The organism is Mycobacterium sp. D16Q13, assembly GCF_002013375.1.
Classification (GTDB): Bacteria; Actinomycetota; Actinomycetes; order Mycobacteriales; family Mycobacteriaceae; genus Mycobacterium.
On the sequence record NZ_MAEW01000008.1, the window covers coordinates 232,309 to 252,729 of the forward strand.

Genomic DNA, 20,421 nt, shown 5'->3' on the forward strand with positions numbered 1-20,421 from the left:
CCATGAAAAGCGCTGCGGAGCTTGGCCTTCCGGAAGGATTCGATTTCACCGATCCCGGGTTGTACGGGGAACGAATGCCACACGAAGAGTTCGCGACCCTGCGCCGCGAGGCACCAGTATGGTGGAACCCGCAGCCGCGCACGGTGGGTGGATTCGCCGACGACGGCTACTGGGTGATTTCCAAACACCGCGACGTACGCGAGGTTTCGCTGCACACCGACATCTTTTCATCGGGCCGCAAGGGTGCCATCCCGCGCCTCGAAGACCACATCAGCCCGGAGGAGTTCCAAGCCACGCTGTCCGTCCTCATCAACAAGGATGCCCCCGAACACACCCAACTGCGTGGACTGGTGTCCCGCATGTTCACCCCACGCTCCATCGCGGCGTTGCGCATCACGCTGGAGGACCGGGCGGAGCGGATCGTCCGGGCAGCCCTCGAAGGTGGGCACGGTGAGTTCGTGCGCGAGGTGGCCAGCGAGCTGCCTATGCAGGCCATCGCCGAATTGATCGGCGTTCCCGAGGAAGACCGCGTCAAGCTCTTCGAGTGGAGCAACCAGATGACGGGGTACGACGAGGCCGATGTTGAGATCGACCCACGTGTCGGCGCCGCGCAGATCCTCGGGTACTCATATCAGCTCGCCGAGCGGCGCCGCGACTGTCCGGGCAATGACGTGGTTTCCCGCCTGCTGACCGGGACGGTGGACGGTGAACAACTCACCCCGGAACAGTTTGGATTCTTTGTCGTGATGCTGTCGGTGGCCGGGAACGAAACCACCCGCAACGCCACCACCATGGGCATGATGGCCTTCCTGGAACACCCCGACCAATGGGAACTGTTCAAAAAGGGCAGGCCGGCCTCCGCCGTCGACGAGATAGTCCGGTACACCTCACCGCTGATCTCTCAACAGCGAACCGCGTTACAGGACACCATGATCGGTGGCGTGTCCATCAAGGCCGGTGAACGACTGGTCATGCTCTACCCATCGGCCAACTTCGACGAGGAAGTGTTCGAGAACCCGCATACCTTCGACATCAGCCGCGATCCGAACCCGCATCTGGGCTTCGGCGGCACGGGAGCCCACTACTGCCTGGGCGCCAACCTCGCGAAGGTCGAGCTGGAGATCATCTTCAATAAGATCGCCGATCGCATGCCGGACATCTCGCGGATCGGGGATGCGCCCCGGTTCCATTCGGGCTGGATCAACGGCATCAAGAAGTTCGACACGGACTACTGCCCGGTCTCGCGCTGATCGCCCGGCAAGAGCCGGCCGAACTGCACAAACATCAGAGTGAACAGGGCAAGCGCAGAACACCGGAAGGCGACCTCTGTTCCGGTCCACTGGGTGGAACGCCACATCTGGAACCACTCACCGCCGACCACCATGAACCCGCCGAAGAACTGCAGGATCACCATCAGCAGACCGACCGTGGACATCGCCCGCGCCTGGGGTATGTGGCCGGTCAACCATTGCCACACGCTCATGAGAAGAATGCCGCCCGATAGCGCCTCCCAGGCGATGATCAGGCAGTAGACCGCAGTCTGCGCCGCCGGCGAGCGAATAGCACGCCACATGATGTCGGTATCGAGTCCTTGGTCAGCCGGCTGACCAAAGTTGGTGGTATCCATGGCAAGAACATGCCGAACGAACATCTCATTGGTGTGGAAGTCGGTGATGTTTCCGAATGCCAGCAATATCATGTACAACGCCGTCAACCCGACCAGCACGGTGCAGACCGTCCGCAGAGTGCCAAATCTGGCCAGCGCAGCCACAATACGACGATTCACACAGCCTCCCGAGCACGCGCCATCACCGTGGCAGTTACTGTCCGAACCGCCGGTTTCTCGCGGCGTAGTCGCGCAGCGCGCGCAGGAAATCCACGCGGCGGAACTCGGGCCAGTACGCGTCGGTGAACCACATCTCGGAATAGGCGCTCTGCCAGAGCAGGAATCCTGACAACCGCTGCTCCCCCGATGTCCGGATGACCAGATCCGGGTCCGGCTGCCCGGACGTGTACAGGTTCTCGGAGATAGCGTCGACGGTCACCGCTTGCACCAGCTGCTCGGCGCTGGCCCCGTTGGCCAGCTCTTTGTTCAACAGCGTGCGCACCGCATCGGTGATCTCCTGACGGCCCCCGTAGCCGACCGCCACGTTCACATGGAAAGCCGCATCCGCAGGTGCGGACTTCACCGCTTGACGCATGCGCTCCGCCACCTCGTCGGGCAGCAGGTCGAGGTCGCCGACGCTGCGCACGCTCCACTTGTTCTGCGGGGCGCACAGCTCCTCGACGACGTCGGTGATGATTTCCAGCAGCTCGCCGAGCTGATCGGGGTCGCGGGTCAGATTCTCGGCCGACAGCAGATACACGGTGGCCATCTCGACACCGGCGTCCTGACACCACCCGAGCATCTCGCCGATCTTGCGCGCGCCCATCCGGTATCCGTGGCTGACATCGGTGTACCCGGCCGACCGGGCCCAGCGGCGATTCCCGTCGCACAGGACGGCGATGTGCCGTGGTTTCGACGCCTTGGCCAACTCCTGCCGGAGCCGCATTTCGTAGAGCTTGTACAGCGGTTCCTTCAGCCTCGGCGGGATAATCTCCACGGACCCAGCCTAGCGAGCCGACCGCGCGCCGGAGCAGCAGATATGGATCTGCACAGAACGTTCACAATCAGGGTCCTGACGGGAAGGGATACTGTGACGCATGCAGACCGATGAGGTCCCCGCAAGCGGGACGGACCCCCAGCTTGCACCCGAAGCGCAAGGTTCTGAGCATTCCCTACCCATGGCCGCATTCGTCGGCGGTATCGAGACTCTCCCGATCAAGCCCAAGGCGCGTGGCTGGATCCATTTCTACGCGTGTGTCGCCGCCGTGGTCGCGGGCATTGTGCTGGTGTCGGTCGCCTGGTCGGTGCGCTCACCGCAAGCGGGCCTGGCCACCGCCATCTACAGCTTGACGGTGCTGGGCGTCTTCGGGGTCAGCGCCGCCTATCACCGGGTGAACTGGAAATCCGAAACCACCCGCACCTGGATGAAGCGGATGGATCATTCGATGATCTTCATCTTCATCGCGGGCAGCTATACCCCGTTCGCGATGCTGGCGATGCCGCCCTCGGAAGGCAATCTGGTGCTCGCCATCGTGTGGGGCGGCGCGCTCGCCGGGGTGATTCTCAAGATGTGCTGGCCGACGGCACCACGCTGGGTGGGGGTGCCGCTGTACCTGCTGCTGGGGTGGGTGGCGATCGGCTTCTCGTCGACGCTCTTGCACGGCGCTGGGGTGCCGGCACTGGTGCTGCTGATCGTCGGCGGGGCCTTCTACAGCGTCGGCGCGATTCTGTACGCCGTGAAATGGCCCAACCCCTGGCCGCTGCACTTCGGTCACCACGAGTTCTTCCATGCCGCGACCGTTATCGCCGCGACCTGCCACTACATCGCTGTCTGGTTCGCCGTCTTCTGACGGCGAACCAGCAGGCAACAGGAACTAGAGCTGCTTGATGTCGTCCTGGGTCCAGAAGGCCCGCATCGAGCTGATCTTGCCGTTGTCGTCGAAGGTCATCACGTCGATCGGCGCGATGACCATGCCACCGTTCTCATGCTTGATGGTCAGCTCGAAGTGGAAGGCGGCCTCGTTGTTCGTGGCCCGCACCAACTTCAGCTCGCCATGACGGTCCAGCGGCTCGATGGTGGCGTAGAAGCCCTGGATCGCCTCACGGCCCTTCAGCACGTCGGCGCCCAGCGGATCTTCGACGGTCGCGTCCTCGGCGTACAGGTCGGCGATCTGTGCTGCGGTGCCCGTGGTGAGCAGGTCGCAATAGCTCTGGACGACAGCGAGAACATCTTCGCGGGTTACGGTCATGCTCCCGGACGCTACCTACCCAACGCGGCGTCTAATTGTTCGGTCCCGGTCACCGGGAGATCGCAGACGGTTCCCCGGCACACGTAGGCCGCGTCGACATCGCCCACCTGCCCCCTGTCCCGCAATAGCTCGCTCGAATCCTTAACCCCGCCAACCACAATCGCACCGCCGGGTGCGGACAGTCGGGCTCTTCGCAACAGTGGCGAGGTCTCGGCGCCGCACGCCACCGCGACCTGGATCGGACCCCGCACCGCGGCCTCGGCCACCGCCAGCCAATGGCCGGCTGAGCGTGGTGCGCGTGCCAGCGCCATCGATGCCGCCGACAGCGAGGCGTGCGCGGCGTCCCGGTAGCGAGCGTCTTCCAGCAGATAACCGCCGATAAGCAGCGCCTCGGTCACCGAGGACGCCCCGGACGGGGTCGCGCCGTCCAACGGATCACTCGGCCTGAGCACCAGCTGCTCGGCATCGTCGGCGACATCGAACCAGGCGCCGGGCGAATCCGGATCGGCGAAATGATCGAGCGCGGTATCGAGCAGCTGCGCGGCGGCCTCACGCCAGCGCCATTCACCGGTCACCTGATAGAGGGACAACAGACCGGTCGCGAGCGTGCCGTAGTCCTCGAGGACACCGTCCCCCTCGGACACCTGCCCGCCCAGACTTGCGCGCCGCAAGCGCCCGTCGCGCAGATGTAGATCCAGCAGCTCGGCGGCGCACCCCGCGGCCGCGTCCAACAGATCGTTACGGCCCAATGCGATCGAGGTTTCGACGAGCGCGGTGACGGTCAACCCATTCCAGGCGGTGACTGCCTTGTCATCGCGGCCGGGCTGCACCCGGTGCTGGCGCGCCGCCAGCAGCGCCTCGCGCACCCGACGCCACCGGTCCACGTCTGCGTTGCCTTCGGGGTCGCGCAACAGCTGCAGCACCGAGCTCCCGTGCTCGAAGGTTCCCGCCGATGTCACCTCAAAAAGCGTTGCGGCCCAGTCGCCGTCTTGCGGCCCCAGGACCTCGGCGAGCTGCTCGGGCGTCCACACATAGGTGGAGCCTTCGGAGCCATCGGCGTCGGCGTCCAGCGACGAGACGAACAAGTCACCCACCCGCAGCTCGCGCAGCAGGAAATCGGCCGTCTCGGAAGCGATTCGCCGCGCCAGCGCGTCGCCGGTGCGGCGAGCCCAATGCGCGTAGACACGCAGCAGGAGTGCGTTGTCGTAGAGCATCTTCTCGAAGTGCGGCACCACCCAGGCCGCGTCCACGCTGTACCGCGCGAAGCCTCCGGCCAACTGGTCGTAGATGCCGCCGCGTGCCATCGCCGTCGCCGTCCGTGATACCGCCCCGAGCACCGCGGCGTCTCCGGTTCGTTCGTATCCGCGCAGCAGCGCCTCCAGCAGAGACGAGGGCGGAAACTTGGGTGCCCCACCGAATCCCCCGAAGCGCATATCCTCCGCGGGCAGAATCGCGGCGATCGCGGTATCGCACAGCGCGATATCTACCCCGGGCCCGGCGGGCAGGCGTCCGGACATCGCCTGCAGCTGGCCAGTGATGCTCGAAGCCGCCTCTTCCACCTCGTCTCGGCGCTGATCCCAGGTTTCACGGACCGCCGAAAGTAACTGCAGAAAACCCTGTTTCGGGTAATAGGTCCCGGTGTAGAAGGGACGGCCGTCCGGGGTGAGAAAGCACGTCATGGGCCACCCGCCCTGCCCATTCATCGCGACGGTGGCATTCATATAGACGGCGTCCAGGTCCGGACGCTCCTCGCGGTCGACCTTGATGTTGACGAACCCGGCGTTCATGACGGCGGCGACCTCGTCGTCTTCAAAGGACTCATGGGCCATCACGTGGCACCAATGACAGGCCGCGTACCCGATCGACAGCAGGATGGGCACATCGCGAGACTGTGCTTCCTGCAACGCCTCTGGCGTCCACTGCTGCCAGTGCACCGGGTTGTCGACGTGCTGGCGCAGATAAGGACTGGTCGCCTCGCCCAGCCGGTTAACGGTCATCGCCCCGCTGATCGGTGGAACCCGAAGGCGTCTCGGGTTCCTCGGCGGAGGTTCCGACCGTGCCATCGTCGACGGCCTGGTCCGGCTCGGGGTGCTCGGGGTCGAATGTCTCCGGCAACTTACGCAGATGCGCATTCATCGACCGAACCAGGAAGAAGGTGCCCACCAGCAGCAGCACCACCACCGTCAAACCGAACGGGCCGGCCTTACCGAAATCGGGTCCGACATTGGTCGGGCTCTTCTCGTCGGCGAGTACCAGCACGGCGTCCATCAACATCATTTGGCTTCAACTCCTGCGAACAAGTCGTCCTCTGGGGTACTCGTCGGCACGCGTGACTTCGCGAGCTCGAAGTCCTCGGTGGGCCACAGCCGTCGCTCGAACTCGCGCGGGACTGCGAAAAAACTACTGTCCGGTGGGATTTGAGACGCATGCGCGCGCAGCGCGGCGTCCCTGGCATCGAAAAAGTCGGCGCAGGGCACGCGGGTGGTCACTCGGCGATCAAAAGTGTCGTCATCGGCGGGCCAGCGCTCAAGCCATTCGTCGAAAGGGCCCTTGTATCCATGGTTCTTGCACTCATCGTTGAGCAACTGCATACGCGCGCGCATGAATCCATGGTTGTAGTAGATCTTGCTGACGGTCCACGGCTCACCTGCCTCGGGGAACTGCTCCGGGTCTGCCGCGGCCTCGAAGGCAGCCATCGACACCTCGTGGCACCGAATGTGATCCGGATGCGGATAGCCGCCGTTCTCGTCGTAGGTCGTCATGACGTGAGGCCGGAATTCCCGGACCACGGCGACCAACTTGGCGATCGGCTCTTCGATGGGCACCAAGGCAAAAGAATCGCTCGGCAGCGGCGGCAGCGGGTCGCCCTGCGGAAGCCCCGAGTCCACATAGCCGAGCCAGCGGTGTTGCACGCCCAGCTCGGCCGCGGCCTTGGCCATCTCTTCGCGACGGATGGTCCCGATGTTCGCGGCGACCTCGGGGCGGTCCATTGCCGGGTTGAGGATGTCACCACGCTCCCCGCCCGTCAGGGTCACCACGATGACGTCGTTGCCCTCGGCGGCGTACCGCGCCGTGGTGGCGGCACCCTTGCTGGCCTCGTCATCGGGGTGGGCGTGCACCGCCATCAATCGCCATCCGGTCACCCGCGCGCCCGCCTCTTTCTGTCAGCCGTCACTGCTCTCGCGCCCCCATCGTTTCATCCCGGGTATACACGTCATACCGTTGACCCGTGCAGCGACCAGAGGACCGTTACGGGACCAAGCCCGCCAAGCCCCGCCGCGGCCGCTGGATCGCGATGGGGCTGACCGCGTTGGTCATCGTCGCCGGGGTCGGGATCGCCGCGATCGGATATGCCCGGTTGGGCCCCGGAGATGTCAAGGGCGAACTTTCCGCGTACAAACTCGTGGACTCTTCGACGGTTTCCGTCACCGCCTCGGTGGAGCGGAAAGACCCGTCAAAGCCGGCGGTCTGCATCCTGCGGGCGCGTTCAATCGACGGCAGCGAGACCGGACGGCGCGAGGTGCTGGTGCCAGCGTCCTCACAGCGATCCGTGCCGGTCACAGCGCTGGTGAAGTCGACCCGACCGCCGGTGACCGGGGACGTTTACGGCTGCAGCCTGGCGGTTCCGCCGTATCTGATCGCGTCCTAACCCAATTTCCTGAGCGCCGGTGCCACGGGACGGCACCGAGGGCCGCCAGAGAGACGTCGGCAACGTTCACATCGGGCAAACCTCGCCCAAAAATAGGCTGAACATCACAGCGACAGTGGTATGCTGGGCGGATACACGGATCCCTGCTGGGACCGTGTATTGCTGCATTCTGGAGAGTGAATCCCGCAGCAATGCACCCGACCCGGCACCCGATAGAGGAGCGCCAGTGGACGTTGCTGGCCTGAGACAAGGAGTACCTGCACCATGACCGACACCCAGGTGACCTGGCTGACCCAGGAATCACATGATCGGCTCAAGGCGGAACTCGACCAACTGATCGCCAACCGCCCCGTCATCGCCGCAGAGATCAACGAGCGCCGCGAAGAGGGAGACCTGCGCGAGAACGGCGGCTACCACGCCGCTCGTGAAGAGCAGGGTCAGCAGGAGGCGCGCATTCGTCAGCTACAAGAGCTCCTCAACAACGCCAAGGTCGGTGAGGTCCCGACGCAGTCCGGTGTCGCACTGCCCGGTTCGGTCGTCAAGGTGTACTACGACGGCGACAAAGACGACACCGAGACGTTCCTCATCGCGACCCGCCAGGAGGGCGTCAAGGACGGCAAGCTCGAGGTGTACTCCCCCAGCTCACCGCTGGGTGGCGCGCTCATCGATGCCAAGGTCGGCGAGACTCGCAGCTACACCGTGCCCAACGGCGCCGAGGTCAAGGTGACACTCGTCAGCGCCGAGCCGTACCACGACTAAAAGTTCCAATTTGTCGAACGAGCGCGAGCCTCACGCGGAAATCTGACCCGAAATCCTCGTGAGGCTCGCGCTCGTTGTGGGCTTGGCGGCATTTCTGAGCGCCTCGTCAACGCGAGCGACCACGGTGCCCGCCCGGTGACGAAGCATGTCGGCACTCACCCGCACGATTGCCCAACCCTCGGCCGCCAACTCTGAGGCCCGATCGATGTCACGGGATCGTTGGCGAGAGTCCAACCAGTGTTGAGCTCCATCGAATTCGACACCAACCTTCAGGTCCTCCCACCCCATGTCGATGCGGGCGATGAAATCGCCGTAGCGGTTGAACACCCGTATCTGCGTCTGCGGCGGCGGAAACCCCGATTTCACCAACAGCAGCCGGGTTCGAGTCTCCTGCGGCGATTCGGAACCGCCGTCGACCAGTGCCAACGTGCTCTTCAGCGGAGCCAGGCCGCGGGCCCCTTTATGCATCTTCATGACGTCCTCGACCTGCGCAGTTATCAAGCCGGTCGCTGCCATCAGGGCATCTATGCGCTCAACGGCTGCGGCCTGCGGCAACCACCTGCCCACATCGAAGGCGGTGCGCGCCGGACTCGTGACGGCAAGCCCCTCAACGCGACCAACCTCGTTGTCCGTCAACGTATCTCGATGGATCCGTAGGCCGCTCGCGATCTTGTGGTGACGATGGATCAGGTCGACGGTCACACCCGCGTCGACCCATTTGGCACCATGCACGGCCGAGGCCGCCGCCCCGGCGATCACCCCACCGCGCTCTGTCCATAACCACGCCGCGTGTGCGCGCTGTGTCGCGCTCACCTCCACATCACGCGGAACGTAGATGCCCGGATACAGCTGCCGGTATCGGGTGCGCAGGTAGTGCTCGGTCATTGCCCCGGTGGAAAGCATCTCGCTGGAGCGGAACGGCCACGGAATCTCCCCCATGGCCCGCAGCATCACACCGACGACCGACAAGCCACCTCCGCCCAATCGAGTGCGAGCCTCACGTGGAAAACCAGGCCGAAAACCGCGCCTAGCTCGCACTCGACCGTATGGGGTTTACCGCTCTTCCTGAACCGTCAGGCCGGCCGCGACGATTGCGTCGAGGACGGCCTGACGGTGTTCTGGGCCCCGTGTTTCGACGGTGGCCAGCACATCCACCTCACCGAGCCGCAGACGCTCGCTGTTACGCCAGTGAGTGACGTCGACGACGCTGGCACCTGATGCCCGAAAGACGTCGAGGAGACCCGAGAGGCCACCCGGCGCGTCCGCGATAGTCACCCGCACCGTCAGGTAGCGTCCGGCGGCCCGCAGACCATGCGTGATGACATGCGTGAGCAACAGCGGGTCGATGTTTCCGCCGGAGAGCACCGCGCACACCGGGCCGCTGAGACGGAGTTCCTCGGCGGACAGTGTGAGCAGCGCGGCCACCGCGGCGGCGCCGGCGGGTTCCACCACCAGCTTGGCCCGCTCCAGGCACAGCAGTAGCCCGCGCGACAGCGCCTCCTCACTGACCGTGACCACGTCGTCGACCAGGGCGGCCACATGCTCGAACGGCACGGCTCCCGGCTTCCCGACAGCGATGCCGTCCGCCATGGTGTCCATCGATTGCAGTGCCACCGGATGCCCGGCTTGCAGCGATAGCGGCCAGGCGGCAGCACCCGCGGCCTGCACCGCGACGATCCGCACCTCGGGCCGCGCAGCTTTGACTACCGCCGCGATACCCGCGACAAGCCCGCCGCCGCCCGCGGGCACCACGATGGTGCCGACGTCGGGAAGCTGCTCCAGAATCTCCAGCCCGACGGTGGCCTGCCCGGCCACGACATCCCGGTGGTCGAAGGGATGGATGAGCACCGCGCCGGTCTCTGCCGCGAACTCCGTCGCGGCGAGCAGCGCGTCATCGATGGTGGTGCCGGTGAGGTGCACGGTCGCGCCGTAGGCGCGGGTCGCGACGATCTTGGGCAGCGCGGCCCCCACCGGCATGAACACCGTCGAGGGGATGCCCAGCGTGGTCGCTGCCCAGGCCACGCCCTGGGCGTGATTACCCGCGCTGGCGGCCACCACCCCGTTCACCCGTTGGTCATCGGGCAGCAGACTGATCCGGTTGTAGGCGCCGCGCGGTTTGAAAGATCCTGTGCGTTGCAAGTTTTCACATTTGAGGCGCACCTCGTGCCCGCAGCGCTCACTGAGTGCACGGAAGGCCACCACCGGTGTGCGCCGCATCACAGGAGCAAGCCGCTCGGCCACCTCCTGGATCTCCTGGACCGTCACCAACCCTGTTGCTCCCGCTGCCTGGATGCCCATGCCAGGCATCATGTCACCAGTTCTGCCGCTATTGTCCCCTCATGCCACAGATTGCGGAGGACCTCCTGCTTCTGTTGCTGAACAATGCCTCCGGACGGCCCCTCCTGGACAAGGATCGGCGCACACAAGCCCTTGCCGCCGCGATCATCCTGGATCTTGCTCTGGCGCAACGCGTCCGACCGGCCACCCAGGGCGAACCGGCGAAGGCCGGGAATCTGCTGGTGCTGCAGGCGCCGGATATCGGGGATCCGGTGCTGGACCGGGCGGTGCACCGGCTGCGACGACGACCGATGAGCCCGGTTGAGGCGATCACCAAGGTTGGCCGCGGCGTGAACTCCCAGCTGCTGCATAGGCTGGAGATCACCGGGGATATCCACACGGTTCGCATGGGCAGTCGGCTCTTCCCGGAGAAGTACTGGCCGGTGACCAACAACGAGCGTGCGAACGCGGTGCGTCAGGGCGTCACCGATGTGTTGTTCCACTACGCCCCGCCCGCTCCCAGCACTGCCGCCATCATCGCAGTGCTGCACGGGGTCAACGGATTCGACGCGATCTTGAGTCTCGACCCCGTCGGCAAGCAGCAGGTGTCCCGATGGTCGCAGACCATCGCCGACGGCGGATGGTCGGCTCAGATCCGCGACAATCGCGGATCTGCGGTCAATCTCGCGGTGACTGCCGCGGTGATCTCGGCGGCCCTGCATTCGATGAACTAGCGGTTACCGCAAGGCTTGTTCGAGATCGCCGATCAGGTCGCCCACCTCTTCGATACCCACCGACAGCCGCACCAGATCCTCGGGCACTTCCAGCAGTGACCCAGCGGTGGACGCATGCGTCATGGCAGCCGGATGTTCGATGAGGGATTCCACACCTCCCAAGGACTCAGCGAGAATGAAAAGCTCTGTTCGCGAGCACAAATCGAGTGCGGCCTGACGCCCTCCAGCCAACCGCACGCTGACCATCCCGCCGAATCCACGCATCTGCTTAGCGGCCACCGCATGCCCGGGATGACTGTCCAGCCCCGGGTAGACAGTGTGCGCGACCGCCGAATGACCGGCCAGGAACTCCGCCACCGCTTGAGCGTTCTCACTGTGTCGCTGCATGCGCAGCGCCAATGTCTTGATGCCCCGATAGGTCAGATAGGCGTCGAACGGGCCCGGCACGGCGCCCGCCCCGTTCTGCAAGAAGGCGAATGCGGTGTCCAACTCCTCGTCATTGGTGAGCAGCGCGCCGCCCACCACATCGGAGTGCCCGCCAATGTATTTGGTGGTGGAGTGCAACGCGATATCGGCACCGAGATTCAGCGGTTGTTGCAGCGCCGGCGACGCGAAGGTGTTGTCCACCAAAAGCTTCACGGAATGTTCAGTTGCCACCTGGGCGACGGCCGCGATATCGGCGATGCTCAGCAGCGGGTTGGTGGGTGTCTCGAGCCAGATCAGCTTGGTGCTGGGAGTGATCGCCGCACGAATGGCGTCGACATCGGCCACCGGGACCGGAGTGTGAGTAACTCCCCACTGCGAGAACACCTTGTCGATGAGCCGGAAGGTACCGCCGTAAGCGTCGTTGGGGATGATCAGGTGATCACCCGGGCGCAATAGAGCGCGCAAGACGCAGTCGGTGGCCGCCATCCCCGAGCTGAACGCCCGACCGAAGTGGGCGTCTTCCAATGCCGCCAGTGAGGATTCGAGAACCGCACGGGTGGGGTTGCCGGTGCGGGCGTACTCGAAACCGCCGCGCAGCTGCCCGACACCGTCCTGGGCGAACGTCGAACTGGCGTAGATCGGCACGTTGACGGCACCGGTCTGCGGATCGGCATGGAAGCCACCGTGGATGGCTCTTGTGGAAAACCCTTGCCACCGAGACGCGTCGGCGGCGCTGCGCTGCTCACTCATCGGGTCCGAGCCTATACGGACCCGTGGAAGTGAGACAGCCCAGCGCCGCCAATCGGGTTACTTCTACTTGGGAACGACGACGGTCTTCACTAGCATGTCGGCGATCGTCTGCCGCTTGGCCGTGAACAGCGGCAGCAGGAAGCCGATGTAACAGATGACCGCGTCCAGGAAGTGCGCGATCTGGCGGACGACGGACATGCCGAATCCGATCGGCTGACCGGTGGCCTCACCCAGGACCCGGATACCGAGCAAGCCCTTGCCGATGCTCGATCCGGTGGTGCCCTGCTTCAGGCCCCAGTTCCACACCGCGAACGCGATCGCCGCGAGGGTGAACAGAATGTAGGCGGCCCAGCCCACGCCGGTGTACTCCGGCTGGCAGCTGATGTAGCTCATTCCGCCGGTCATGGGATCGCCGTAGGACTCGCCGACACAATCAGCGGTCGTAGCGGTTCCACCCGCGATTCCGCCGCCGATACCGCTCAGCAGCGCCACCGGGATGACGTCGATGATGTAGGCACCGACGCGCCGGATCCAGACTTCGAAATTGCCGCCCGGTAGAGCTGGTGCACCGGCCGCCGGCGGAGGCGGCGGGTAACCGCCCGGATCCTGCGGCGAGGGTGGTGGAACTTCAGTCACGGTTGTCCTCCAATTCGTATGGCACGCATCAGCGGCGAGCAACAGAGCACATTACGCTTTCAGCGTTTCCACAGGTTGGCTTCCGTGAAACGATTTGGGACCAAATTCAGTGCCGCACGCCTCTACCCGAGGAGACGAATCCGAGCAGGTCATGGCGGGTAATGACACCGACGGGCTTGCCCTCGTCGATCACCATCACCGCGTCGGTGTCGCGCAACATGGACCCCGCGGTACTCAGCGGCTCGCCCGCACCGACCAGTGGCAACGGCGGACTCATGTGCTGGGACACGGCGTCGGCCAGCTGCGCCCGGCCCTCGAATACCGCTGACAGCAGCTCCCTTTCGGACACCGACCCGGCGACCTCACCGGCCATGACCGGTGGTTCGGCGCCGACGACCGGCATCTGCGACACCCCGTACTCGCGCAGGATCTCGATGGCGTCGCGCACCGTCTCGGACGGGTGCGTATGCACCAAATCCGGTAGCGCACCAGACTTTCCGCGCAGAACATCGCCGACGGTGGGCTCGGACTTGCTGCCATCGAGGCGGCTACGCAGGAACCCGTAGGAGGACATCCACGAGTCGTTGAACACCTTGGACAGGTATCCACGGCCTCCGTCGGGCAGCAGCACCACGATCACGGCATCGGGTCCGGCCTTCTCAGCCAATCGAATTGCCGCCACTACTGCCATCCCGCAGGATCCACCGACCAGCAATCCCTCTTCGCGCGCCAGCCTGCGTGTCATCTCGAACGAGTCGGCATCAGATACCGCGATGACCTCGTCGACAACACTGGGGTCGTAGGCGGTCGGCCAGAAGTCCTCTCCCACACCCTCGACGAGGTACGGGCGCCCCGTACCGCCGGAGTAGACGGACCCCTCCGGATCCGCGCCGACGACCTTCACGGCGCCCCCCGAAACCTCTTTGAGGTACCGGCCCGCACCGGTGATCGTCCCGCCGGTTCCCACGCCGGCGACGAAATGGGTGATCTTGCCGTCGGTGTCGGCCCAGATCTCCGGGCCGGTGGTCTCGTAGTGGCTGGCAGGTCCGTTCGGATTGGAGTACTGATCGGGCTTCCAGGCGCCGTCGATCTCGCGCACCAGACGGTCCGAGACGTTGTAGTAGCTGTCCGGGTGCTCCGGTGGCACGGCCGTGGGGCACACGACGACCTCGGCCCCGTAGGCCCGCAACACATTCCGCTTGTCCTCGCTGACCTTGTCCGGGCACACGAAGACGCAGTGGTAACCCTTGCGCTGGGCCACCAGCGCCAATCCGACGCCGGTGTTACCCGAGGTGGGTTCGACGATGGTGCCACCGGGCTTGAGCAGGCCCGCTTCCTCGGCGGCCTCGATCATCTTGACGGCGATGCGGTCCTTGGAGCTACCGCCGGGATTGAGGTACTCGATCTTCGCGGCCACCACCCCGCTGCCCTCGGCCACCACGGAGTTGAGCTGGACGAGAGGGGTGTTACCGATCAGATCGGAGACATGCTGGGCGATGCGCATACCGGTAACGCTATTAGACCGGCGACCGGTCCGCGAACAGGGGAGCTAACGGAGGGATCAAACCGCCGCAGGTGCGACGAACTCCGCCGAGGAAGTTTCGGGCACCGCGTCGCGGATGTACTGGCCGATCTGCGCCAGCGATCTCTTGGCCTCGGGCACGATCTTGGTGGCCACCTGGAAGACGTGCATCTGACCGGGCCAGATCTTGATCTCCACCGGCACACCCTGCTCGGCGAGGCGCTGTCCCAGCAGGCGCGCGTCGTACAGCAGCATCTCCGATCCGGAGCAATGCACCAGCGTCTGCGGCATCCGGCCGTCGACCTTGTCGATGATCTCCCGTGGTGGCACACCGCCACCGGCCTTGGTGAGAATCTTCTCCAGTGCCTCAAAGCAGTTGGGCGGCAACATCACGTCGGTCTTGGCGTTCTCATGCGCGACCTTGGGCGCGGGATCCAGCTCGATGAGCGGCGAGATGAGTGCCAGCGCGGCCGGAGCTTCGCCGTCCTCGGCCAGTAAGCGTTCGGTCACTGCCACCGAGAGAAATCCGCCGGCCGAATCGCCCGCCAGCACAATCTGATCCGACGCATATCCCTGCGCGCGCAGCCAGCGGTACCCGTCAAGGCAATCGTCGACAGCCTGATCCAGTGAGGCCTTGGGCGGCATGCGGTAGTCGACCACCAGACACGGCGCGTCGGCGTGCTGGGAGATCGTGGAAACCATGGCGCTGTGAGTGTTTGGGCCGCCCACGATGAACGCGCCGCCGTGCAGATACAGCACCACCCGGCCCGTACCGTCCACCGGTCCGACACCCTTGGCGCGAACCAGGCGCGCGTTGGTGTTGGGCAGCGTGACGGTCGCCTTGACCGTGCCGCGCGGGGGAACCAGCACCCGGCCGAGTTCTTCGATCAGCCCAAACGGATAAGGAAGTGTGGGGGCGTGGCTGCCAATCTGCAGCACCGTGCGCACCGTCATCCGGACACCGAATCCCAGCAGCCGCGCGGCCATACTCGCCGCGTCCTCAATCACTTCGACAGCGGCGCCATCACTCATCGGAAGGGCGCGTACCAGCGTGTTCAGCGAAGATCCCACGGATCCCGCATGCCCGTAATCGGGGGTGCGCTTCGGTGCGGTCATCTGTTCAGGCTCCTTTGCCTAGCCAGTGTCCTGCGTTACTCAGGCTGCTAGCTGGGAGCTAGCGCCCGATGGACTATACCTATCAACAGGCAACAAACCGCTTTCGATACCGCATCGTCCACGCCTCATTTCGCGTGATGCTGGTCAGAGGACTGGCGCGGTGTGTCGCCTTCCGTGAAAATAGCCACCGTGAGCATCCTCGCCACACGCAGACGGACGATCTGGGCGGCCCTGAGCACCGGGGCCGCGGGCGCGGCGATGGGTACGGGGCTCTGGGGGGCGTACAGCTTCCTGAATGCGCAGGCCAGACAGGTACGCCTGGTGATTCCGAAGACTCACGATGCTCCCCCGGTTGCCGATGGCGTGTACGAACCCGGTGGCGGTCCGGTCACCAGATATAGCCGCGGCGTGCAATACGACCTGCACCTGGCGATCTTCGGAGACTCCACAGCCACCGGCTACGGCTGCCACCTACCCGACGAGGTGCCCGGGGTGCTGCTGGCGCGCGGTTTGGCCGAAGAATCCGGGAAACGAATCCGGTTGTCCACCAAGGCGATATCGGGCGCGACATCCAAGGGGCTGGCGGCGCAGATCGACGCCATGTCGATCATCGGCCCGCCGCCGGACCTCGCCGTGATCATGATCGGCGCCAACGACGTGACCTCGCTCAACGCGGTGCGAGCCTCCGCACAGCGCCTGGGTCTGGCCGTGCGGCGTCTGCGCGCGGCCGGGTCGGCAGTAGTGGTGGGCACCTGCCCCGATTTCGGGGTAATCACCGCCATACCGCAGCCACTGCGGGCCGTGGTGCGCTCCCGTGGGCTGCGCCTGGCCCATTTCCAGGCGGCGGCGGTGCGGGCCGCCGGTGGCGTACCCGTCCCGCTTGCTGATCTGCTCTCGCCGGAGTTTCTGCAGGCTCCCGAGGAGATGTTCGCCGACGACCACTACCACCCGTCGGCCGCGGGATATGCGCTGGCAGCGCGGCTGTTGCTACCGGCCGTCGCACATGCTCTCGGCGAATGGACGGGTGGGCCGATTCCAGATTTGCCATGGGTGTCCGCCGCCGCGGAGTCCCAGACCATGGGCGCCCGAATGCGCGTGATGGGAAGGATCTGGCGGCGCGCCGCTACCGAGATCGGGGTGGTGGTCGGCCAGCCCGCTGCGCAGCCCGACAATCTGCCCGTCGCGTCGCTGCATTAGATTCCAGGGGAGTAGAACCCGTACTAATTCCCCTATATCAGGAGTTTTCATGCCCGAAGCCGTGATCGTTTCCCTCGCCCGCTCCCCCATCGGGCGCGCCGGCAAGGGCTCGCTGGTGAGCATGCGGCCGGATGACCTGGCCGCCCAGATGGTGCGCGCCGCCCTCGACAAGGTGCCCGCACTGGACCCCAAGGACATCGACGACTTGATGCTGGGCTGCGGTCAGCCCGGCGGTGAGGCCGGTTTCAACATCGGTCGCGCCGTGGCCGTGCAGTTGGGATATGACTTCCTGCCCGGCACCACCGTCAACCGCTACTGCTCGTCCTCGCTGCAGACCACCCGGATGGCCTTCCACGCCATCAAGGCCGGCGAGGGCCATGCCTTCATTTCCGCTGGCGTGGAGACAGTTTCGCGTTTCCCGAAGGGCACCTCCGATGGCTGGCCGGACAGCCACAACCCGCTGTACGCCGATGCCGAGGCCCGCACCGTCACTGCCGCGCAGGGCGCCACCGAATGGCATGATCCGCGTAACGACGATCTGACCCCCGATGTCTACATCGCGATGGGCCAGACCGCCGAGAACGTGGCACTGCACACCGGCATCAGCCGCGAGGACCAGGACCACTGGGGCGTGCGCAGCCAGAACCGGGCCGAAAAGGCCATCGCCGACGGCTTTTTCGAGCGTGAGATCACCCCGGTGACTCTGGCCGACGGCACCGTCGTATCCAAGGACGACGGCCCGCGCGCCGGCACCACCTACGAGGCGATCAGCCAGCTGAAGCCGGTGTTCCGCCCCAACGGCACCATCACTGCCGGTAACGCCTGCCCGCTCAACGACGGTGCGGCCGCACTGGTCATCCTGAGCGACACCCGCGCCAAGGAGCTGGGCCTGACCCCGCTGGCGCGCGTCGTGTCCACCGGTGTGTCCGGTCTGTCCCCGGAAATCATGGGTCTGGGACCAATCGAGGCCGTCAAGCGCGCACTGGCGAACGCCGGCAAGTCAATTGGCGATATCGACCTGTTCGAGATCAATGAGGCGTTCGCGGTGCAGGTGCTGGGTTCGGCTCGCGAGCTCGGCATCGAGGAGGACAAGCTCAACGTGTCCGGCGGTGCGATCGCCCTGGGTCACCCCTTCGGTATGACCGGTGCGCGCATCACCGCCACGCTGCTCAATAACCTGACCACCTACGACAAGACCTTCGGCGTCGAGACCATGTGCGTCGGCGGCGGCCAGGGCATGGCGATGGTCATCGAGCGGCTCGCCTAACAAGCGCGTCAGCGCCGAAACCGAGGTTGTGGCGAGTTCGTCTCGCACGTTCCCGCCATAACCTCGGTCTCGGCGACACTAAGATTCAGTCGCGATGACCACTATCGGAACTCCCCTGTCACCGCGCGCGACGCGGGTCATGCTGCTCGGCTCCGGCGAGCTCGGCCGCGAGGTGCTGATCGCCCTACAACGTCTGGGCGTCGAGACCATCGCCGTCGACCGCTATCAGAACGCCCCTGGCCACCAGGTCGCCCATCATGCGCGCGTCATCTCGATGTCCGATCCGGAGCAGCTGCGGGCATTGATCGAAGCGGAGAAGCCGGATCTGGTCGTACCGGAGATCGAGGCGATCGCCACCCCCACGCTGGAAGCACTCGAGGCCGAGGGCTCCGTACGGGTGATCCCCACCGCACGTGCCGCACGGCTCACCATGGATCGCGAAGGCATCCGCCGCCTGGCGGCGGAGACACTCGGATTGCCCACCAGCCCTTACCAATTCTGCGACTCACTCGCCGAACTGCAGGCCGCCATCGACGGCGGCATCGGGTACCCATGCGTCGTCAAGCCACTCATGAGCAGCTCCGGCAAGGGGCAGAGCAAGCTGGACGAACCCTCCGATGTGAGCGCCGCCTGGGAGTACGCCATGGCAGGCAGCCGGGTAAGCAATAGCCGTGTGATCGTCGAGGGATTTGTCGACTTCGACTATGAAATCACGTTGTTGACGGTCCGGGCGCTGGGCGACAGCGGGGGCATCGAGACGAGCTTTTGTGCGCCGATCGGGCATCGACAGGCCAACGGCGACTACGTCGAGAGCTGGCAGCCGCACCCCATGTCGGATGCCGCCTTGGACAGTGCACAGCGAATAGCCCTCGCCGTTACCGAAAACTTGGGCGGGCAGGGCATTTTCGGCGTCGAGCTCTTCGTCAAGGGCGACCAGGTGTATTTCAGCGAGGTGAGCCCGCGCCCACACGACACCGGCATGGTCACCATGATCACGCAGTGGCAAAACGAGTTCGAACTGCACGCCCGCGCCATCCTCGGGCTTCCCGTCGACACCACGTTGAAGACACCGGGCGCCAGCGCGGTCATCTACGGCGGGGTCGACGCGGAAGGCGTCGTATTCGACGGTGTCGAGACCGCTCTGCGGGTGCCGCGTACCGATCTGCGCTTGTTCGGCAAGCCGGAAAGCTTCGTCACACGCCGCATGGGCGTGGCGCTGGCATACGACGAGGACGTGCAGACAGCGCGGCGCAATGCCACCGAGGCCGCACAGCGGGTCCGCGTCTCTCACTGACACGAAAAAGGGGCGCCCCTGGCGGGACGCCCCTTTTTGTTGAGTACTAGTCGTTCTGGAAGTAGCTCAGCAGTCGCAGGATCTCGACGTACAGCCAGACCAGGGTGACAGCCAGGCCGAGGGCGATGCCCCAGGCGGCCTTCTCCGGTGCACCGGCACGGACCATCTGGTCGGCGGCGTCGAAGTCGATCAGGAAGCTGAACGCAGCCAGACCGATGCAGACGAGCGAGAAGATGATCGCGATCGGTCCACCGCTGCGCAGGCCCATGTCGATGCCGAAGAATCCGAGCACGATGTTGCCGAGCGCCAGTACCAGCACGCCAACCAGACCGGCCAGCAGCATCCGCTGGAACTTGGGCGTGACGCGGATGGCACCCGAGCGGTACACGAACAGCATGCCGATGAACACACCGACGGTGCCGAGCACCGCCTGACCGATCAGCGCTCCGGCGTTGGCCCCAGCAACCGGGACCGCGATGGCGAATGAGATGGCGCCGACGAACAGGCCCTCGAACGCCGCATAGCTCAGCACGATCGCCGGGTTGTCCTGCTTACGCCCGAAGCTCGCGATCATCACCATCACCAGGCCGCCGAGCCCACCTACGAGCAGGAACGGCAGCGCCAGCGCGGTGTTGGCGCTGACCAGGAAGAAGGAGGCGATAGCGACGGCGACGATGACACCGAGGGTGATGCCGGTCTTGGTGACCACGTCGTCGATCGTCAGCGGGCGGGATACGCCGGCCTGGGCCTCCGGGTAAGCGGTGTACGGGTCCTGCCGCATCTGCTGGGCCGCCATGGCACCGGCACCTGCCGCGCCCGCCCCGAACTGCGCATAGCCGCCACCCTCTTTTCCGGGCAGCGTCCGAAGAATGGGATTGCTGGTGGTTCGCACCGTCGTGATCCTCTCCTGGAAGTGCGGTACCGCGAGGTGCGGCCTCC

22 protein-coding genes are annotated in these 20,421 nt (G+C 65.4%); 9 read left to right on the plus strand and 13 right to left on the minus strand.

Translation table 11 applies throughout. The features are described 5' to 3' along the window. Positions 1-2: 2 nt before the first annotated feature. Positions 3-1,250, plus strand: a complete 1,248-nt coding sequence (locus B4400_RS09855) for a cytochrome P450 (protein WP_078309984.1) — start codon at positions 3-5, stop codon at positions 1,248-1,250. Here the strand turns inward: B4400_RS09855 and B4400_RS09860 are convergent. Together B4400_RS09860 and B4400_RS09865 are read right to left on the minus strand one after the other, a co-directional pair. Further along, positions 1,229-1,786, minus strand: coding sequence for a DUF2165 domain-containing protein (locus B4400_RS09860; RefSeq protein WP_212566643.1), 558 nt, complete (start codon positions 1,784-1,786; stop codon positions 1,229-1,231). The genes B4400_RS09855 and B4400_RS09860 overlap by 22 nt on opposite strands. A 34-nt stretch (positions 1,787-1,820) precedes the next feature. Beyond that, a complete protein-coding gene (locus tag B4400_RS09865) occupies positions 1,821-2,603 on the minus strand; it encodes an isoprenyl transferase (protein WP_078309844.1) in 783 nt (260 codons plus the stop codon). A gap of 100 nt (positions 2,604-2,703) precedes the next feature. On the opposite strand from B4400_RS09865, the gene trhA reads away from it, so the two are divergent. After that, on the plus strand, positions 2,704-3,456 hold the full coding sequence (trhA, locus tag B4400_RS09870; RefSeq protein ID WP_078309846.1) for a PAQR family membrane homeostasis protein TrhA: 753 nt from the start codon (positions 2,704-2,706) through the stop codon (positions 3,454-3,456). A 24-nt stretch (positions 3,457-3,480) separates the two neighbouring features. On the opposite strand, the gene B4400_RS09875 is transcribed toward trhA, so the two are convergent. The 4 genes from B4400_RS09875 to mca are packed head-to-tail and all read right to left on the minus strand — an operon-like array spanning position 3,481 to position 6,998. Next, complete coding sequence (locus B4400_RS09875) at positions 3,481-3,855, minus strand: nuclear transport factor 2 family protein (protein ID WP_078309853.1); 375 nt, start codon at positions 3,853-3,855, stop codon at positions 3,481-3,483. 11 nt (positions 3,856-3,866) lie between these two features. After that, entirely contained in the window at positions 3,867-5,852 is a 1,986-nt protein-coding gene (locus B4400_RS09880; protein WP_078309857.1) for a thioredoxin domain-containing protein, read from the minus strand. Then, on the minus strand, positions 5,842-6,132 hold the full coding sequence (locus tag B4400_RS09885) for a hypothetical protein (protein ID WP_078292912.1): 291 nt from the start codon (positions 6,130-6,132) through the stop codon (positions 5,842-5,844). The genes B4400_RS09880 and B4400_RS09885 overlap by 11 nt, the downstream gene beginning before the upstream one ends. After that, a complete protein-coding gene (gene mca / locus B4400_RS09890) occupies positions 6,129-6,998 on the minus strand; it encodes a mycothiol conjugate amidase Mca (RefSeq protein ID WP_078309861.1) in 870 nt (289 codons plus the stop codon). The genes B4400_RS09885 and mca overlap by 4 nt, the downstream gene beginning before the upstream one ends. Positions 6,999-7,084: 86 nt before the next feature. On the opposite strand from mca, the gene B4400_RS09895 reads away from it, so the two are divergent. Then, entirely contained in the window at positions 7,085-7,504 is a 420-nt protein-coding gene (locus B4400_RS09895) for a DUF4307 domain-containing protein (RefSeq protein WP_078292914.1), read from the plus strand. Between the two features lie 264 nt (positions 7,505-7,768). Beyond that, complete coding sequence (gene greA, locus B4400_RS09900) at positions 7,769-8,263, plus strand: transcription elongation factor GreA (RefSeq protein ID WP_057967215.1); 495 nt, start codon at positions 7,769-7,771, stop codon at positions 8,261-8,263. Positions 8,264-8,293: 30 nt separating this feature from the next. Here the strand turns inward: greA and B4400_RS09905 are convergent, their stop codons facing one another. Together B4400_RS09905 and ilvA are read right to left on the minus strand one after the other, a co-directional pair. Continuing rightward, complete coding sequence (locus B4400_RS09905; RefSeq protein ID WP_139361350.1) at positions 8,294-9,202, minus strand: endonuclease domain-containing protein; 909 nt, start codon at positions 9,200-9,202, stop codon at positions 8,294-8,296. Positions 9,203-9,316: 114 nt separating this feature from the next. Next, positions 9,317-10,465: a threonine ammonia-lyase gene (gene ilvA / locus B4400_RS09910; RefSeq protein ID WP_286151542.1), complete on the minus strand. Its 1,149-nt coding sequence runs from the start codon at positions 10,463-10,465 to the stop codon at positions 9,317-9,319. Between ilvA and B4400_RS24885 the strand changes: the two genes are divergently transcribed. Both B4400_RS24885 and B4400_RS09915 read left to right on the plus strand, forming a co-directional pair. Then, complete coding sequence (locus tag B4400_RS24885) at positions 10,427-10,642, plus strand: hypothetical protein (RefSeq protein WP_286141877.1); 216 nt, start codon at positions 10,427-10,429, stop codon at positions 10,640-10,642. The two genes, ilvA and B4400_RS24885, sit on opposite strands and share 39 nt — an antisense overlap. Then, on the plus strand, positions 10,603-11,274 hold the full coding sequence (locus tag B4400_RS09915) for a GOLPH3/VPS74 family protein (protein WP_078310004.1): 672 nt from the start codon (positions 10,603-10,605) through the stop codon (positions 11,272-11,274). The genes B4400_RS24885 and B4400_RS09915 overlap by 40 nt, the downstream gene beginning before the upstream one ends. A gap of 3 nt (positions 11,275-11,277) precedes the next feature. Here the strand turns inward: B4400_RS09915 and B4400_RS09920 are convergent, their stop codons facing one another. The 4 genes from B4400_RS09920 to B4400_RS09935 all read right to left on the minus strand — a co-directional run bounded on the left by B4400_RS09920 (position 11,278) and on the right by B4400_RS09935 (position 15,724). Beyond that, positions 11,278-12,450, minus strand: a complete 1,173-nt coding sequence (locus B4400_RS09920; protein ID WP_078310007.1) for a cystathionine gamma-synthase — start codon at positions 12,448-12,450, stop codon at positions 11,278-11,280. 63 nt (positions 12,451-12,513) lie between these two features. Further along, on the minus strand, positions 12,514-13,086 hold the full coding sequence (locus B4400_RS09925; protein ID WP_078310010.1) for an RDD family protein: 573 nt from the start codon (positions 13,084-13,086) through the stop codon (positions 12,514-12,516). 106 nt (positions 13,087-13,192) lie between these two features. Next, positions 13,193-14,590, minus strand: coding sequence for a cystathionine beta-synthase (locus B4400_RS09930; protein ID WP_078310013.1), 1,398 nt, complete (start codon positions 14,588-14,590; stop codon positions 13,193-13,195). Positions 14,591-14,647: 57 nt separating this feature from the next. Continuing rightward, a complete protein-coding gene (locus B4400_RS09935) occupies positions 14,648-15,724 on the minus strand; it encodes an alpha/beta hydrolase (protein ID WP_078310017.1) in 1,077 nt (358 codons plus the stop codon). A 189-nt stretch (positions 15,725-15,913) separates the two neighbouring features. Between B4400_RS09935 and B4400_RS09940 the strand changes: the two genes are divergently transcribed. The 3 genes from B4400_RS09940 to purT all read left to right on the plus strand — a co-directional run bounded on the left by B4400_RS09940 (position 15,914) and on the right by purT (position 19,482). After that, positions 15,914-16,921 (plus strand): SGNH/GDSL hydrolase family protein, encoded by a 1,008-nt coding sequence (locus B4400_RS09940; protein WP_078310020.1) that lies wholly within the window; start codon positions 15,914-15,916, stop codon positions 16,919-16,921. Positions 16,922-16,970: 49 nt separating this feature from the next. Continuing rightward, positions 16,971-18,188 (plus strand): acetyl-CoA C-acetyltransferase, encoded by a 1,218-nt coding sequence (locus tag B4400_RS09945; RefSeq protein WP_078310025.1) that lies wholly within the window; start codon positions 16,971-16,973, stop codon positions 18,186-18,188. Positions 18,189-18,282: 94 nt separating this feature from the next. Continuing rightward, the gene (gene purT, locus B4400_RS09950) at positions 18,283-19,482 is read left to right on the plus strand and encodes a formate-dependent phosphoribosylglycinamide formyltransferase (RefSeq protein ID WP_078310029.1); all 1,200 of its coding nucleotides are present in this window, start codon (positions 18,283-18,285) and stop codon (positions 19,480-19,482) included. A gap of 46 nt (positions 19,483-19,528) precedes the next feature. Here the strand turns inward: purT and B4400_RS09955 are convergent, their stop codons facing one another. Next, positions 19,529-20,374 carry a Bax inhibitor-1/YccA family protein gene (locus tag B4400_RS09955; RefSeq protein ID WP_078310034.1) on the minus strand — a complete coding sequence of 282 codons (846 nt, stop codon included), beginning with the start codon at positions 20,372-20,374 and terminating at the stop codon, positions 19,529-19,531. Between the last annotated feature and the right edge of the window lie 47 nt (positions 20,375-20,421).

What these genes read in the sequence shown, in the direction of transcription:
- purT (WP_078310029.1), top strand. Translation starts at nt 18,283, where the DNA reads ATGACCACTATCGGAACTCCCCTGTCACCGCGCGCGACGCGGGTCATG.
- B4400_RS09885 (WP_078292912.1), bottom strand. Translation starts at nt 6,132, where the DNA reads ATGATGTTGATGGACGCCGTGCTGGTACTCGCCGACGAGAAGAGCCCG.
- B4400_RS09905 (WP_139361350.1), bottom strand. Translation starts at nt 9,202, where the DNA reads ATGGGGGAGATTCCGTGGCCGTTCCGCTCCAGCGAGATGCTTTCCACC.
- B4400_RS09930 (WP_078310013.1), bottom strand. Translation starts at nt 14,590, where the DNA reads ATGCGCATCGCCCAGCATGTCTCCGATCTGATCGGTAACACCCCTCTC.
- greA (WP_057967215.1), top strand. Translation starts at nt 7,769, where the DNA reads ATGACCGACACCCAGGTGACCTGGCTGACCCAGGAATCACATGATCGG.
- B4400_RS09920 (WP_078310007.1), bottom strand. Translation starts at nt 12,450, where the DNA reads ATGAGTGAGCAGCGCAGCGCCGCCGACGCGTCTCGGTGGCAAGGGTTT.
- B4400_RS09855 (WP_078309984.1), top strand. Translation starts at nt 3, where the DNA reads ATGAAAAGCGCTGCGGAGCTTGGCCTTCCGGAAGGATTCGATTTCACC.
- B4400_RS09935 (WP_078310017.1), bottom strand. Translation starts at nt 15,724, where the DNA reads ATGACCGCACCGAAGCGCACCCCCGATTACGGGCATGCGGGATCCGTG.
- B4400_RS09945 (WP_078310025.1), top strand. Translation starts at nt 16,971, where the DNA reads ATGCCCGAAGCCGTGATCGTTTCCCTCGCCCGCTCCCCCATCGGGCGC.
- B4400_RS09880 (WP_078309857.1), bottom strand. Translation starts at nt 5,852, where the DNA reads ATGACCGTTAACCGGCTGGGCGAGGCGACCAGTCCTTATCTGCGCCAG.
- B4400_RS09915 (WP_078310004.1), top strand. Translation starts at nt 10,603, where the DNA reads ATGCCACAGATTGCGGAGGACCTCCTGCTTCTGTTGCTGAACAATGCC.
- trhA (WP_078309846.1), top strand. Translation starts at nt 2,704, where the DNA reads ATGCAGACCGATGAGGTCCCCGCAAGCGGGACGGACCCCCAGCTTGCA.
- B4400_RS09875 (WP_078309853.1), bottom strand. Translation starts at nt 3,855, where the DNA reads ATGACCGTAACCCGCGAAGATGTTCTCGCTGTCGTCCAGAGCTATTGC.